The organism is Nitratireductor sp. J20-h4 (assembly GCF_056780505.1).
In genome coordinates this window covers 2,886,725-2,901,395 of the sequence record NZ_CM165557.1, presented here as the reverse complement: position 1 = coordinate 2,901,395, position 14,671 = coordinate 2,886,725, and the positions used below count along the sequence as shown (strand labels likewise).

The 14,671-nt window shown below is 66.0% G+C and carries 12 protein-coding genes; 7 read left to right on the top strand and 5 right to left on the bottom strand.

Annotated features, from left to right (window positions below; all coding sequences use genetic code 11):
* Nucleotides 1–3: 3 nt before the first annotated feature.
* Genes ACT2B0_RS14060 through ACT2B0_RS14050 form a run of 3 tightly spaced genes read right to left on the bottom strand, consistent with a single transcriptional unit; the run spans nt 4 to nt 3,602 of the window.
* Nucleotides 4–1,770 (bottom strand): PDR/VanB family oxidoreductase, encoded by a 1,767-nt coding sequence (locus tag ACT2B0_RS14060; protein WP_473458476.1) that lies wholly within the window; start codon nt 1,768–1,770, stop codon nt 4–6.
* A 21-nt stretch (nt 1,771–1,791) separates the two neighbouring features.
* Nucleotides 1,792–2,697, bottom strand: coding sequence for an aromatic ring-hydroxylating dioxygenase subunit alpha (locus ACT2B0_RS14055; RefSeq protein ID WP_473458474.1), 906 nt, complete (start codon nt 2,695–2,697; stop codon nt 1,792–1,794).
* Nucleotides 2,698–2,729: 32 nt separating this feature from the next.
* Entirely contained in the window at nt 2,730–3,602 is an 873-nt protein-coding gene (locus ACT2B0_RS14050; RefSeq protein ID WP_473458472.1) for an aromatic ring-hydroxylating dioxygenase subunit alpha, read from the bottom strand.
* A gap of 242 nt (nt 3,603–3,844) precedes the next feature.
* Between ACT2B0_RS14050 and ACT2B0_RS14045 the strand changes: the two genes are divergently transcribed.
* From ACT2B0_RS14045 to ACT2B0_RS14025, 5 genes are all read left to right on the top strand, one after another.
* Nucleotides 3,845–4,639 (top strand): GntR family transcriptional regulator, encoded by a 795-nt coding sequence (locus ACT2B0_RS14045; protein ID WP_473458470.1) that lies wholly within the window; start codon nt 3,845–3,847, stop codon nt 4,637–4,639.
* Nucleotides 4,640–4,657: 18 nt separating this feature from the next.
* On the top strand, nt 4,658–5,752 hold the full coding sequence (locus tag ACT2B0_RS14040; RefSeq protein ID WP_473458468.1) for a BMP family ABC transporter substrate-binding protein: 1,095 nt from the start codon (nt 4,658–4,660) through the stop codon (nt 5,750–5,752).
* Nucleotides 5,753–5,877: 125 nt separating this feature from the next.
* Nucleotides 5,878–7,419 (top strand): ABC transporter ATP-binding protein, encoded by a 1,542-nt coding sequence (locus tag ACT2B0_RS14035; protein WP_473458466.1) that lies wholly within the window; start codon nt 5,878–5,880, stop codon nt 7,417–7,419.
* Nucleotides 7,403–8,470 (top strand): ABC transporter permease, encoded by a 1,068-nt coding sequence (locus ACT2B0_RS14030; RefSeq protein ID WP_348513320.1) that lies wholly within the window; start codon nt 7,403–7,405, stop codon nt 8,468–8,470. The genes ACT2B0_RS14035 and ACT2B0_RS14030 overlap by 17 nt, the downstream gene beginning before the upstream one ends.
* Nucleotides 8,470–9,390, top strand: coding sequence for an ABC transporter permease (locus ACT2B0_RS14025; RefSeq protein ID WP_156714549.1), 921 nt, complete (start codon nt 8,470–8,472; stop codon nt 9,388–9,390). The genes ACT2B0_RS14030 and ACT2B0_RS14025 overlap by 1 nt, the downstream gene beginning before the upstream one ends.
* Before the next feature lie 39 nt (nt 9,391–9,429).
* Here the strand turns inward: ACT2B0_RS14025 and ggt are convergent, their stop codons facing one another.
* The gene (gene ggt, locus ACT2B0_RS14020; protein WP_473458463.1) at nt 9,430–11,022 is read right to left on the bottom strand and encodes a gamma-glutamyltransferase; all 1,593 of its coding nucleotides are present in this window, start codon (nt 11,020–11,022) and stop codon (nt 9,430–9,432) included.
* A 444-nt stretch (nt 11,023–11,466) separates the two neighbouring features.
* Between ggt and ACT2B0_RS14015 the strand changes: the two genes are divergently transcribed.
* Complete coding sequence (locus ACT2B0_RS14015; RefSeq protein WP_473458461.1) at nt 11,467–12,429, top strand: GlxA family transcriptional regulator; 963 nt, start codon at nt 11,467–11,469, stop codon at nt 12,427–12,429.
* Nucleotides 12,430–12,485: 56 nt separating this feature from the next.
* Here the strand turns inward: ACT2B0_RS14015 and ACT2B0_RS14010 are convergent, their stop codons facing one another.
* Nucleotides 12,486–12,668 carry a hypothetical protein gene (locus ACT2B0_RS14010; protein ID WP_348513323.1) on the bottom strand — a complete coding sequence of 61 codons (183 nt, stop codon included), beginning with the start codon at nt 12,666–12,668 and terminating at the stop codon, nt 12,486–12,488.
* A 211-nt stretch (nt 12,669–12,879) separates the two neighbouring features.
* Here ACT2B0_RS14010 and ACT2B0_RS14005 point away from each other — a divergent pair, with 211 nt between their 5' ends.
* Nucleotides 12,880–14,661 (top strand): vWA domain-containing protein, encoded by a 1,782-nt coding sequence (locus ACT2B0_RS14005; RefSeq protein ID WP_473458458.1) that lies wholly within the window; start codon nt 12,880–12,882, stop codon nt 14,659–14,661.
* The last annotated feature ends 10 nt before the right edge of the window (nt 14,662–14,671 follow it).

Here is a 14,671-nt window from a genome sequence, read left to right as displayed (position 1 = left end):
GCCTCACAAATCCAGCACCAGCCGCGCCGAACGGGCGCGCGACACACAGGTCATGATCTTGGTGCCCGAGCGTTTTTCGGTGTCGTTCAGATAGACGTCCTGATGGTCCGGCTCGCCTTCGATGACGGTGGCCAGACAGGTGCCGCAGGCGCCCTGTTCGCACGACGACGGCATGTCGACGCCGTTTTCGCGGATCATGTCGAGAATGGTGCGGCCGGCCGGAACCTGGAACGTCAGACAGGAACGCGCCAGCGCAACCTCGAAGGTCGTGCTGTCGTCGATCTCGTTGGTGTTCTTGAAATATTCGAAATGGATCGCCTGTTCGGGCCAGCCCCGTTCGGCGGCGATGCGGCGGGCGGCTTCAAGCATGGGACCCGGGCCGCACAGATAAAGATGCATGCCGTCCTGATAGTCCGAAAACAGCGCCGAAAGCGTGTCGCCGGTCGCCTGCGGGTCGAGGCCGAGATGCGGGCGCAACGCCGCGCCCAGCGTATCGAGCCGCTCGCGGAACGCCATCTGCGCCTCGTCGCGGGCGAAATAGTGCAGTTCGAAGGCGAGGTCTTGATTGTGCAGGGCCTGGGCCATGGCGAGCAACGGCGTGATGCCGATGCCGCCGGCGACCAGCAGCGTCTTGGTGGCGTCGCGGCGCAGCGGAAAATTGTTGCGCGGTTCCGAAATCGCCAGCACGTCGCCCTCGCGCACCGTGTCGTGCATGCACGCGGAGCCGCCTTTAGAAACGGGCTCGCGCTTGACGCCGATGCTGAAATAGTCGCTCTCGCCGGGGCCGTTGACGACCGAGTACTGGCGGATCTCGCCATTGGGCATGTGCACGTCGATATGGGCGCCGGGCTGGAAGGTCGGCAGGCCGCCGCGCAGCGGCCTGAGCTCGAAGCCGGCGATGCCGTCGGCCGCGGCCCATTTGCGCGCCACCTCGACCCGCAAGGTCGCTTTGCGCCCGTGCGGCGTAGGCTGCGGCAGCTCGGCGAGCTCGGCCGGCACCGGATCGAAGACCGGTTCGATCGGGCTGGGCGCGGGCTCGCCGCGCACGGCGTCCTCGATCGTCTCGCGCAGGGCCGACAGGCGCTCATTGTGATGGCGCAACACCGCGATTTTCTCGGCCGCCTCGGGCTGTCGGTCGAGCAGGCCGCGGATGACGGAGCGTGCCGCGTCGACCGGCTGGACAAAAAAAACGCAGCGCGTTTCGGCCGCGCCATTGCGGGCCACCAAGGTGAGCGAAAACGCGCCGTCTGCCTCGATCGTCATGTCGGCATCGTCCGCGTCGAGTGCGCCGATCGGCTGGAAACGGTAGGTTTTGAGATGTTCGACCACCCGGTCGGCCGCGGCATTGACGGGAATGCCGCGCAAAACCAGCGGCTCGCCCTGCGGCAGCCCGTCGATTTCGGGAACCTCGCCGACCGGTTCCTCGGCCGTCCAGATGAAGCCATAGCGCTCGACGGCGGGAAAGGTTCGGTTGGTGATGGTGCGGGCCGGCGCATCGGCCGGGTGGGCCGGGATATAGGTGCAGCCGGCGGTACGGTTGGAATAGCGCCAGCCATGATACTGGCATTTGAGCTCTCGGCCGTCATTGATGCCGATCGACAGGCGCACGCCGCGGTGCAGGCAGCGGTTTTCCCAGATGTTGACGAAATCGTCGTCGGCGCGCCAGACGGCGAATTCACGCCCGAGCAACTGCCCGTGGAAGACGTGGCGGTAGGCGAGATCGTGCGATGCGGCAATCGGGTGCCAGCGGTTCCTGGATTGGTCCAGCATGGTGAGCTCCGGATGAGGGGATCAGGCGGCGGCCGGGATGACGCCGTAGGTCACGCCCTTCTGGCTCAGCCAGCGGCGATAGGCGATGGCCGACTTGTCGGCGCGGATCGGCGTTTCGGCGCGCGGGTCGAGCGGCAGCCGCTTGGGATACTGGTTTTCCAGGATCGGCTTGTCCTGGCCGAAAATCGTCTGCTGGAACCGCTTGATGACCTTGTCTTCGTTTTCATCATCGAGGACGCACAGCATCATGTGGGCGCGGATATGCTCCTGGTCGAGAGGCTGCAGGAAGACCGCGATCACGTCCTGGCGCGTCTCGTCGAGCGGGCTGGATTTGTAGAGCACCGAGCAGAACGGGTGCGGCACGCGATAGATGTAATCGACATCGGCGCCGCCATCGGACGCGGTGGAGGCCATCGGCTGGAAGAAGCGGCAGCGCGTGGCGAGGATCTCGTCGCGATCGGTCGAGATCTCGACATCGTATTCCTTGACCTCGGTGTGGGGTTCGGCGCCCAGAATGTCGGTGTGGACATAGGGAAAATGGCCCATGTCGAGGAAATTCTCGATCGCGCGCGGGGCGGAGACATTGACCCCGATGGTCGCGGCGTTGAGCCTGCGGCGGTCGGGCTCGGCATATTCGGGAATCGGGAAAAGCGCGGCCGGCGGCGTGCCGAGCGAGGTCCACACATAACCGTAGGCGCTGATCGTCGGCAGCGTGTCGGTCAGCGCCGCGACGTCGACCGGCGTGCCGGGTTTCAGGTCCGCGCGTCTGCGCCAGGCCGCCACCTTGCCGTTGTCGGCGACGGCGAAGGACAGGTTTTCCTCAAGCAGTACGGTGTCGGCCACGCGTCCGCTGGGGGCCTCGTCGATGGCGCCCAGCGGGTACCACTGGTTGAGGCTCACGTGGTCGGTGCATTTCGGCTCGGTCATGGCGGGTCTTTCGTTGGGGTGGGTGCCGTGCGTCAGTGAAGGGCGGGAATGGCGCCGTAGCGCACGTTGTGGTCGCGCAGCCAGCGACGGTAATAGACCGACACGGCGTCGGCGCGGATCGGGGTTTCGGCGCGCGGATCGAGCGGCAGGCGCTTGGGATACTGGTTTTCCAGGATCGGTTTGTCCTGGCCGAAGATCAGCTGCATGAAGGCGCGCACGCCGGCCGCGTCGATGCCGTCCTTCAGATAACACAGCAGCGGATGGGCGACGCAGTTCTCCTCGTCGACCGGCTGGACGAACAGGTAGATCACGTCGAGCCGGTCGGTCTGGACGGGATTGCTCTTGTAAAGCGCGACCGTGTAGGGCCGCACGACCTTGTAGACATAATCCACCATCATGCCGCCGCTGGCGGTCGGCGAGGCCGCGGGCTGGAAGAACCGGCATTCGGTGGCCAGCACCTCGTCGCCTTCGGTGAGCTGCACCGTGTAGGGCTGCACTTCGGTATGCGGCTCTTCGCCGAGCCAGCCCGTGTGCACGAAGGGGAAATGGCCCATGTCGAGAAAGTTCTCCACCGCTCGCAGGCCCGAAACCCGGACCCCGATCGAGCCGCCGCTGACGATGTGACGGTCGGCCTCGTCGGCTTCGGGAATCGCAACGATCTCGCGCTCGGGCGTGCCCAGGCACGCCCACAGGAAGCCGTACCGCTCGGTTGCCGCGACCGGCTCGTTGGTATCCAGGCGCGTGACCGCATGGCCGGTTTCGCTCTGATTGGCAGCCAAATCGACGCCAAGCAGGCGCGCCGTGCGGGTCCGGCCTTGCGGCAGGGCGGTCAGGTCGGCAATGATATGCCAGTCATTCACCAGCACGGGATCGCCGCAGGTCCGGTCATTGGTTGCGAATGTCACGAAAACGTCCTCCCAGATGGCCGATTTTCGGCTCGTTCTTGCATTGGATTGAAGCCTGATCGATATGAAATTGGATAGCAATTCCCGTTTTTTTGAAAGTCCTTTCGGCATTTATTGATTGTGAAAATTTTTTCATTGCCCTCCAATCGTCGCGTGCTGCAGGTTCCCGCGTTGTGGCCTACCCCGGACGGGGTGCGCCCGGCTGACGGGAAAGGGGACCGCGGCCGGGAGGAGACCCTGACATGAGCAGCCGCTCGCAGGCCATTGCCGACATTCTGACGCGGGCGATCATCGATCATCGCCTCGTGCCTGGCTGCAAGCTGGGAGAGCGCGAACTCGCCGAGATCTTCGGGGTGAGCCGGATCGTCGTGCGCCAGGCCGTGATCCGCCTGGCCGATGACGGGCTTGCCCAGATCGAGCGCAATCGCGGTGCGTTCGTGGCCAAGCCGAGCATGCAGGAGGCGATGGAGATCTACGACGCCTTGACGCTGGTCGAGCAGGGCGTGGCGGCGCAACTGAGCGAACGGCTCGGTCCCGGCGGATGGGCCGAACTGCGCCAGCACGTCGAGCGCCAGCGCCAGGCCGTGGCGGCCGGCAACAACGCACTCGCCGACGTGCTCGGCCAGGAGTTCCATTCCGTGTTCGTGCGGCTGAGCCGCAACAAGGTCATGCAGGAAATCCACGCCCAGCTGGTGCGGCGCACCACCCTGCTGCGCTCGCTGATTACGGCGGATTTCGACTACTGCAACCTGCTCGACGATCATGCGCGCGTCATCGACCTTCTGGAAAAGGGCCGGCTGAAGAAGGCGATGGAACTGATCGACACCCATCACCGCTCGGTGGTGCGCGGCTATATCATGGACCGGGCGGTCTTCCCCGAACTCAGCCCGCGCGAGGCGCTTGCGCCCTATCTTGGCGGCGAGGGGAACAACGCCGCCGCGTCAAGCGACATCAAGGCGGGCGCCGAGCAGAACGGCGCACGGATCTATGCAATCCCGCCAGCCAATCTCCGGCGCACTCAGGCCGGCGATCCGTAACCAACAGAGGGAACAATGATGAACGGATTTTCCAGACGAACCTTCCTGAAAGGCGCAGGCGCGACCGGGCTCGCACTTGGCGCTCCCGGCTTTGCCGGCTTGGCGCACGCGCAGGAGCCGCTGAAGATCGGCGTCGTCTACGTCTCGCCGGTGGCCGAGATCGGCTGGACCAAACAACACAGCCTCGGCGTTGACGCGATCAAGGCGGAACTCGGCGACAAAGTCGACATGACCGTCATCGACAATATCTTCAATCCGCAGGATGCCGAGCGGGTGTTTCGCGAACTCGCGGCAAGTGGCAACAAGCTCGTCTTCGGCACCAGCTTCTCGCACGGAACCCCACTGCAGAAGGTCGCGCCGCGCTTTCCCGACGTCGCCTTCGAACATTGCTCGGGCATCGTGCATCTGAACAATCTGGGCACGTTCGAGGCCAAATATTACGAAGGCACCTATGTCGCGGGCGCGGCCGCCGGCCATATGACCAAATCGGGCAAGATCGGCTTTATCGGCGGCTTCCCGATTCCCGACATTGTCGGCCCGGCCAACGCGCTGCTGCTCGGTGCGCAGAGCGTCAATCCGGACGTGACCTGCAACACCATCTTCCTCAATTCCTGGTTCGATCCGGGCAAGGAGAAGGAAGCGGCCAACACGCTGGTTTCGCAGGGCTGCGACGTCATCTGCTCGATGACCGACACGGCGACCGGCGTGCAGGTTGCCGGCGAAAAGGGCGCCTGGTCGATCGGCTATGCCAGCGACATGAGCCCGTTCGGCAACGGCAAGCACCTGACCGCCTTCGTGCTCGACTGGTCGAGCGAATATGTGGGCGCGGCCAAGGCGGTCGCCGCGGGTACCTGGAAGGCGGAAGAGCGCTGGAAGGGCCTGGACGGCGGCTTCGTCAAGATGGCGCCCTATAACGAGGCGATTCCGGCCGCGGTGCAGGCCGAGCTCAAGCAGCTCGAGGCCGATATCGCCAGCGGCGCGGTCCATCCCTATGCCGGCGAGCTGCAGGACCAGGACGGAAACGTGAAGGCGGCGGCCGGCTCGGTGCTGCCCGACGCCGACATCCGCAGCATGAACTGGTTCGTCAAGGGCATGATCGGCCAACTCGGCTGACGACTGCAATCACGGCGCGTCCGCCCGGCAGGCGATGCCTGCCGGGCGGACGCCGCGCGCCCCAGTGAACGCGACCCTTTGCGATGTGTGCGAACCGCAAAGGATCCTAGCCAGGCAAACCCGCAATGACCCCACGCCTCGAACTGCGCAATATCTGCAAGACCTATCCGGGCGTCGTCGCCAATGACGATATCTCGATGTCGATCGCGCCCGGCGAAATCCACGCCGTGCTCGGCGAGAACGGCGCCGGCAAATCGACCCTGATGAAAATCATCTACGGCGCGGCGCAGGCCGATTCCGGCACTATCCATTGTGACGGCCAGTTGGTGGAGACGCACAATCCGGCGAGCTCGCGGGCGCTCGGCATTGAGATGGTCTACCAGCATTTCGCGCTGTTTGAGTCCGTCACGGTGGTCGAGAACATCGCGCTTTCGGTCAGCAGCACCTTCCACCTCGACAGCCTCGCCGAGCAGATCACGGAGCTGTCGCAGCGCTACGGCATGCCGATCGATCCGTATCGGCGGGTGCATGATTTGTCGGTAGGCGAACGCCAGCGCGTGGAGATCGTGCGCTGCCTGTTGCAGGCGCCGAAGCTGCTGATCCTCGACGAACCGACCTCGGTGCTGACGCCGCAGGCGGTGGTGAAGCTGTTCGAAACGCTGCGCCAGCTGGCCGCGGAGGGCTGCAGCATTCTTTATATCAGCCACAAGCTCGACGAGGTGCAGGAACTGTGCGATTCGGCGACCGTGCTGCGCAACGGCCGGGTGACCGGCACGGCGCGACCGCGCGAATCCACCTCCGTCGCACTCGCGCGCATGATGGTCGGCTCCGACCTGCCGGAGATGCGGCTCGATCCCGCGACGCCGAGCCCGGAGCCGGTCCTGGAGGTGCGCAACCTTTCGGCGCCGCCGAAGGATCGTTACGGCATCGGTCTGAAAGACGTCTCGTTCACCGTGCATGGCGGCGAAATCGTCGGTCTTGCCGGTGTGTCGGGCAACGGCCAGGCGGAGCTGATTTCCCTGTTGAGCGGCGAGCGGCTTCACGCCCAGGCCGATACGATCCGCATCAACGGGCAGCCGGTCGGCCGTCTCGACGCGGCGGGGCGACGGCGGATCGGTACGGCGTTCGTGCCCGAAGAGCGGCTCGGCCGCGGCGCGGTGCCGCCGCATGCGCTGTGGGAGAACGGGATCCTGACCGGTCATCGCAACGGGCTGGTGCGCAACGGGCTCGTCAACCGGCCGAAGGCGCGGGATTTCGCAGGGGCGATCATCGAGCGCTTCAACGTCAAGGCCAACGGGCCGGGCGCGAGCGCGCAGAGCCTTTCGGGCGGCAATCTGCAGAAATTCATCGTCGGTCGCGAGATCGAACTGGCGCCGAAACTGTTTCTGGTCTCGCAGCCGACCTGGGGCGTCGATGTGGGGGCGGCCGCGTTTTTGCGCCAGACCCTGATCGATCTCAGCCGCGCCGGCGCGGCCGTGCTGGTGGTGTCGGAGGAACTCGACGAGTTGTTCGAGATCTGCGACCGGCTTTTGGTGATCTGCCAGGGCCAGGTTTCGGCGCCGTTGCACACCGCCGAAACCGATCGCGAGGAGGTGGGTCTGTTGATGACACGGCTCGGTGGACAAGGCAGCGACAAGAGGAGCGGCGAGCTTGCACTTCAGGATTGAACAAAGGCCGGAACCGTCGGCGCGCATGCGGGTTGCCGCGCCGATCGTGGCCACAGCGCTGACGCTTTTGGTCGGCTCGATCGTCTTCGCCGCGCTCGGGCATAGCCCGCTTGCGACGCTGCATGCATTTTTCATCGCGCCGCTCAGTTCCATGAACGGGCTTTCGGAGTGGCTGTTGAAGGCCTCGCCGCTGATCCTGATCGCCTGCGGACTGGCGGTCGGGTTTCGAGCCAATGTGTGGAATATCGGCGCGGAGGGACAGTTGATCATCGGTGCGATCGCGGCCAGCGGCGTCGGGCTGTTTTACCCCGATCCGGAAAGCGTCCTCCTGCTGCCGCTGATGTTCGTTGCGGGCGCGCTCGCCGGCATGGGCTGGGCGGCGATACCGGCCTTCCTGCGCGCGCGCATGAACACCAACGAGATCCTGGTCACGCTGATGCTGACCTATATCGCGGTGCTGTTTCTGTCGTGGCTCGTGCACGGGCCCTGGCGCGACCCGGCCGGCTTCAACTATCCCCAGACCGCGCTGTTGCCGCCGGCGGCGATGTTCGAGCCGTTCGACTATGCCTACCGGCTCAACGGCTCGGTCTTCATCACCGTGGTCGCGGTGGTGGCGATGTGGCTTTTTACCGACCGCAGCTTCCTCGGCTACAAGATGTCGGTCAGCGGCGCGGCGCCGCTTGCGGCGCGCTATGCCGGGTTCCGCGAATCCGCGGCGGTGTGGACAGGGCTCCTGGCCGGCGGGGCGGCGGCCGGCATTGCCGGCATGGCCGAGGCGGCGGGTCCGCTCGGCCAGCTTTCCTCGCAGATTTCGCCGGGCTACGGCTTTGCGGCGATCATCGTCGCCTTTATCGGCCGGCTCAACGCCTTCGGCATCGTTTTGGGCGGGCTGCTGATGTCGCTGCTTTTCCTCGGCGGGGATTCCGTGCAGATGACGCTCGGCCTGCCGTCGGCGCTGACGCGCATCTTCCAGGGCATCCTGCTGTTTTTCCTGCTGGCCGCCGATTTCTTCATCTTCTACCGCATCCGCCCGCTACGGGAGCACGCCTGATGGACCTATTCATCGCGATCTTCACCGGCACGATCATTGCCGCCACGCCGCTGATCTTCGCCGCGCTCGGCGAACTGGTGGTGGAAAAGTCCGGCGTGCTCAATCTCGGCATCGAGGGCATGATGCTGGTCGGGGCGGCGTTTGCCTTCTGGGGCGTGATCGCCGGCCTGCCGATGCCGCTCGCCATCCTTGCCGGAGCACTTGCCGGCGCGGCCTCCTCGCTGCTGTTCGGCGTTCTGGCGCTCACCTTCCTGACCAATCAATACGCCGCCGGGCTGGCGCTGGCGATCTTCGGATCGGGCCTGTCGGCCTTTATCGGCCGCGGGTTCGGCAGCGCGCCGATCGACGCGCTCGATGCGATCCACCTGCCGGTGCTGTCCGACATTCCGCTGGTCGGGCCGCTTCTGCTGCGGTTCGATCCGTTGGTCTATCTGGCGCTGTTCATGTTTGCCGTGATCAGCTGGTTTCTCTACCGCACCAAGGCGGGGCTGGTGTTGCGTACGATCGGCGAATCGCCCGAGACAGCGCACGCGATCGGCTTTCCGGTGATAAAGATCCGCTATCTCGCCGTTCTGTTCGGCGGGCTGATGGCGGGTCTCGGCGGGGCCTATCTGTCGGTCGCGTATACGCCGCTATGGGTGGAGAACATGACGGCCGGGCGCGGCTGGATCGCGCTGGCGCTGGTGGTGTTCGCGACCTGGCGTCCGCTCCGGGTGCTGCTCGGGGCCTGGCTGTTCGGCGGCATGACCATTCTGCAATTGCAGGGCCAGGCGCTCGGGCTCGGCGTTCCCTCCGAACTCCTGTCGGCGCTGCCCTACGCCGCCACCATCGTGGTGCTGGTCATCATCTCGCAGAACCGCCAGATGCTGGCGCTGCATTTCCCGGCCTCGCTGGCCAAGCCGTTCCGGCCCGCGAACTGAGGCCGCGACACGGGGCCCCAATCGCCGCGTGTCGGGCTCTCAATAACCGAGCGCGCAGCCATCCTTGCGCGGGTCGGAGCCGCCGAGCAGCGTGCCGCGTTCCCAGTCGATCCAGATCGCCTGGGCGCCGCCGATCGGCGCGTTCGGCGGCTGCACGGTGAAACCGCGCCGTTCCAGCTCCGGCCCGAGCGCCTCGCGCAGCCGCGTCTCGGCCTCGAGGGTCGTCGTGCCCGGCAAAGGGAACAGGCGCGGCGCGTCGATCGCCGCCTGGATGTCTAGGCCGTGGTCGATCATCAGGCTGAGAAACTGGGCATGGCCCATGGCCTGATAATGGCCGCCCATCACCCCGAACGGCATCACGGCGCGGCCGTCGCGCGACAGCATGCCGGGAATGATGGTGTGCATCGGCCGCTTGCCGGGCGCGATCGCGTTGCGGTGGCCGCGCTGAAGGCTGAAGCTCTGGCCCCGGTTGTGAAACAGCACGCCCGATCGCGGCGTCATCAGCCCGGAGCCGTAAGGGTGGAAGATCGAATTGATGAAGCTGACGGCGTTGCGGTCCTTGTCGACGACGGAGATGTAGACCGTGTCTTTATGCTCGACCGTGTCGGCGGCCGCCTGCGGGGTCATGGCCCGGTCGCGGTCGATCCGGCGCGCCAGCCGGTCGGCAAAGGCGTCCGACAAAAATTCGTCGAGCGGCATCGCGGCCTTGCCCATATCGGCCACATAAAGGTCGCGGGCGGCGTAGGCGAGGCGGGTCGCCTCGACCAGCCCGTACACATTGTCGATCCCCTGCGGGGCGCCCGACGGCGCGATCCGTTCGAGGACATTCAGGATCATCAGCGCGACCACGCCCTGGCCGTTGGGCGGACATTCATGCACCGTCCAGCCGCGATAGTCGGTCTTGATCGGGGTGACGTATTCGCCGCCGGCGGCCGCAAAATCCTCACGCGTGTGCAGCCCGCCGCGCGCGCGCAGAAAATCGACCATCTCCGCGGCCACCGGGCCGCGATAAAAGGCGTCCGGACCGTCGTGTCCGATCGCGGCCAAGGTGTCGGCGAGGGCCGGCTGGCGCTGGACGGCGCCGACAGAGGGCGGCTTGCCGTCGATCAGGAAGGTGGCGCTTGCCGTCGGGTCGGCGGCGATCAGGGCCTGCTGCAGCTCGGTGTCGCGGGCGACACGCGGCGTGATCGCATAGCCGTTGCGCGCAAGCTCGATCGCCGGGGCGAGGATTTCGGCAAGCGGCATGCGGCCGTGATCGCCGACCAGTCGCGCCCAGGCCTCGACCGCGCCGGGAATGGTGACGGCATGCGGGCTGGCGCGATCGATGGCGGCGATGCCGGCGTTGTCGTACCAGTCGAGCGTGGCCGCCGCCGGCGTGCGCCCCGAGCCGTTATAGGCGAGGGGTTCGGCGCTGCCGGCCGGCGTCATCAGCACGAAACAGTCGCCGCCGATGCCGGTCGATCCGGGCTCGACCACGCATTGCACCGCGCAGGCGGCGATTGCGGCGTCGATGGCGTGGCCGCCCGCCTTCAAAATATCGAGCGCGGCCAGCGTGGCCAGCGGGTGCGAGCTTGCCGCCATGGCATTGCGGCTTGCCACGAGCGAGCGGCCCGGATTTTCGAAATCACGCATTGGTTCTGTCCTTCGCTGCGGCCTCTTTTTGCCGGTAAGGAGTGTGCGGCCGGGGCTCGTCACCGACGTCCTCCCGCAAGCGGCCGGTGTGAGCCGCGATGCGGCTGGTATTCCACCACCCTTCGATCTCCGGAGTGTCGAGCACCTCCCTCAGCGGCGCGCCGTCTGTCTTGGCGTGGCCGGGCTTTTGTCGACATTGGCGCCGTCCTTCATTCGCCGGAACAATCACGATCGCATAAAATCGTCAATCGCCTGGTCTTTCGTTCGCTTTTCGATCATGCACCGGATCGGATCCTGGGAGAAACCGCAACCGGCGGCGGATCCGGTCCGGCGAGGGGAACGACAGCGGCGGATTTTCCTTGCCGGAGAGCGCGTTCGCACGGCGCGGCAGCCGTCTTGCAAGACCTCTTTGCCGGGGTCGCGACTTGCTGTAGAAGCGCTGTGATGTCCGATTTCGCTCAGCCAGTCCGGCAATTCGCCTTTCTGCTTGTCGACAAGTTCTCGATGTTCTCGCTGGCCGCGGCGATCGACACGTTCCGTTCGGCTAACCGGACCATCGGCCGCGATCATTACGGCTGGATCACCGTGTCGGCGGACGGTGAATCCGTCATTGCCTCCAACGGTTTGCCGCTTAAGGTCGACTATTCCGTGGTCGACATGCCGCCGTCGGAGATCCTGTTCGTGTGCGTGGGCGTGGCGCTCGATTTTCCGGGCAAGAGCAAGGTTTTGGGCGCGCTGCGCTCGTGGGGGCGGCGCGGCGGCGCGCTCGGCGCGCTGTCGGTCGGGTCGCATCTTCTGGCCGAGGCCGGCCAGCTCGACGGCTATCGCTGCACGATCCACTGGGAAAACCGGGCCGGCTTCCAGGAGCGGTTTCGCGATATCGAATGCACGGGGAACGTGTTCGAGATCGATCGAAAGCGCTATACGTGCGCCGGCGGCACCACATCGATCGACCTGATGCTGGAGATCGTGCGGGCCGAATTCGGCGCGAGCCTGTCGAACGAGGTCGCCAACCAGTTCCATCACGAGCGCATTCGCGGCGACACCGACCGGCAGCGCATCGGGCCGGAGCGCGACCTGACCGGCAAGTCGGAAAAGCTGAAAAAGATCGTCGCCATGATGGCGGAAAACCTCGACGAGCCGTTCTCGGCGGTCGAGCTGGCCAAGGGCGCGGGACTGTCGGTGCGCCAGGTCGAACGGCTTTTCCTACGCCATCTCAACATGACGCCGGGGCGTTATTACATGCGCCTGCGGCTGGAGCGCGCGCGCGAATTGCTGCGCCAGACCAACCTGCCGATCCTCGATGTGGCGATCGCGACCGGTTTTACCTCGCACTCCTATTTCGCGCAGAGCTACCGGCTGCAGTTCGGCCGGCCGCCGAGCGAGGAACGGCGCACGGCCTACTGAGCGCGGCCGGGGCCGGGCTGCGCTCGACCGGGCGAACAACCACCATCTTTCTAAACCTAGAGCGAGGCTTCCGAGCGACCCTGCGCGCGCTGGATGCGCCTCTGTTCCCAGATCTTTTCCTCAAGCGCCTGCCGTTCGAGATCGGCCGCGCTCGGGGCGCGGGTTTCCACGCCGTAGGGAGAGCCGGCGCAGGCGGTGAGCGCGAACAGGGGCAGAAGGAGGATCAGGCGTCTTGTCATGGCGCGGGACACTATCGTCTGCCGACGGCTTCGACAACGGCAATTTTGGCCGTTGCGGCAAGCGTTCGGGCACGGCGCCGCGCGTCGGCAACATACGCGGGCTGACCGCGGCGCGACTAGCGGACCATTGGCGCGCGTGGCCCTAAAGACCTTGCTAATGGACCGGCTTCTTTCTAGCTTCCGCAGGGTCAACAACTTTGGATTTCCGTTCATGAAGACATTGAAATTGCTTGCCGCCGCGGCCGTGTGCGCGCTGGCCGCCACATCCGCCGGCGCGGCGGAGCGCGCCGTCATCGTCCTCGACGCATCGGGCTCGATGTGGGGCCAGATCGACGGCAAGCCCAAGCTGGAGATCGCGCGCGAGACGCTGTCCGACGTCTTGACGACGCTGCCGGTCGAGCTCGAACTCGGCCTGATGGCCTATGGCCATCGCGAAAAGGGCAATTGCAAGGATATCGAACTGATCGTGGAACCGGCGGCGGGCGCGGCACCGCGGATCGCGGAGGCCGCCGCGGCGCTGCGGTTCCTCGGCAAGACGCCGCTTTCGGCCGCGGTCGAGCGCGCGGCCGAGGCGCTGCGTTATACCGAGGACAAGGCGACCGTGGTGCTGATCACCGACGGGATCGAGACCTGCAATGCCGATCCGTGTACGCTGGCGACCAGCCTCGAACAGTCGGGGGTGGACTTCACCGCCCATGTCGTCGGTTTCGGCCTGTCGCGCGAGGAAGGGCGCCAGGTCGCCTGTCTGGCGGAGAACACCGGCGGGAAATATATCCGGGCCGGCGACGCCGCCGAGCTGAAGGAGGCGCTGACCGAGACGGTCAGCGCGCGTCCGGACGAGGGCGAGAAGGCCGAGACGCCGCCAGTCGCGTTGCCGGCGGCGAGCGTCAAGGCCCCAGACGAGGCGCCGATCGGCTCCGGGCTCACGGTCGAATGGAGCGGGCCGGCGGACAAGAACGATTATCTCGACATCGTGCCGGTGGGCTACGAGGAAACGCGCGGCGAACTCTCCTACGCCTATGTCAAGGCGGAGGAGACGGCCGTTTTGCGCGCGCCCGGCGAGGTCGGCGATTATGTCGTGCGGTACGTCTGGCAAGGGCCGGACAAGCGCCACGTGCTGGCGAGCGCTCCGCTGAAAGTGGTCGACAGCGCCGTGGCGCTGATCGCGCCGGCGCGGGTGATGGCCGGAAAAGCCTTCACGGTCGACTGGAAGGGGCCCGGCACGGCGGGCGACTATGTCGACATCGTGCCCGATGGGTATGAGAAAACCAATGGCGAACTCTCCTACGCCTATACCGAGGCGGGCAATCCGGCCCGGTTGAAAGCGCCGGGCGATCCCGGGCGTTTCGAACTGCGCTATGTGCTGCAGGCGCCGGAAGGCCGCAAAGTGTTGCTTGCCGTGCCGCTCGAGGTGACGGAGGCGGTGGCAAGCGTGGCCTTCCCGGTCGACGTCGAGGCCGGCTCGGTGCTGTCGGTTTCCTGGAGCGGGCCGGCCGCCGACGGGGACTATGTCGACCTCGTTCCGGAAGGGTATGACCGGACCAGCGGCGAAATCGCCTATTTTTATATCGAATCCTCCGACGACGGAGAGACCGGGGAACTGGTCGCGCCGGGCAAGGCGGGGCGCTATCAGGTGCGCTATGTGCTTCAGGCGTCGGACGGACGCAAGGTTCTCACCAGCCAGGCGCTTTCCGTGACCGGTGTGGACGCTCAGCTCGAGGCGCCTGAGGCTGTGGACAGGGGCGGCGATATTGCCGTGATCTGGGCGGGTCCCAACCGGCGCGGCGACTATCTCGACCTGGTGCCTGCCGGCTACCAGGAGACGTCGGGCGAACTCGCCTACGCCTACACGGACGCGGCCGGCGACGAAGGCGACAAACGAAAAAGCGCAATCACCGCGCCAAACGAAGCCGGCGCGTACGAACTTCGTTACGTCATGCAAGCCAGCGACGGGCGGTACGTTCTCGCCCGTCGGCCGATCACGGTGCGATAGGCGTCCCCAA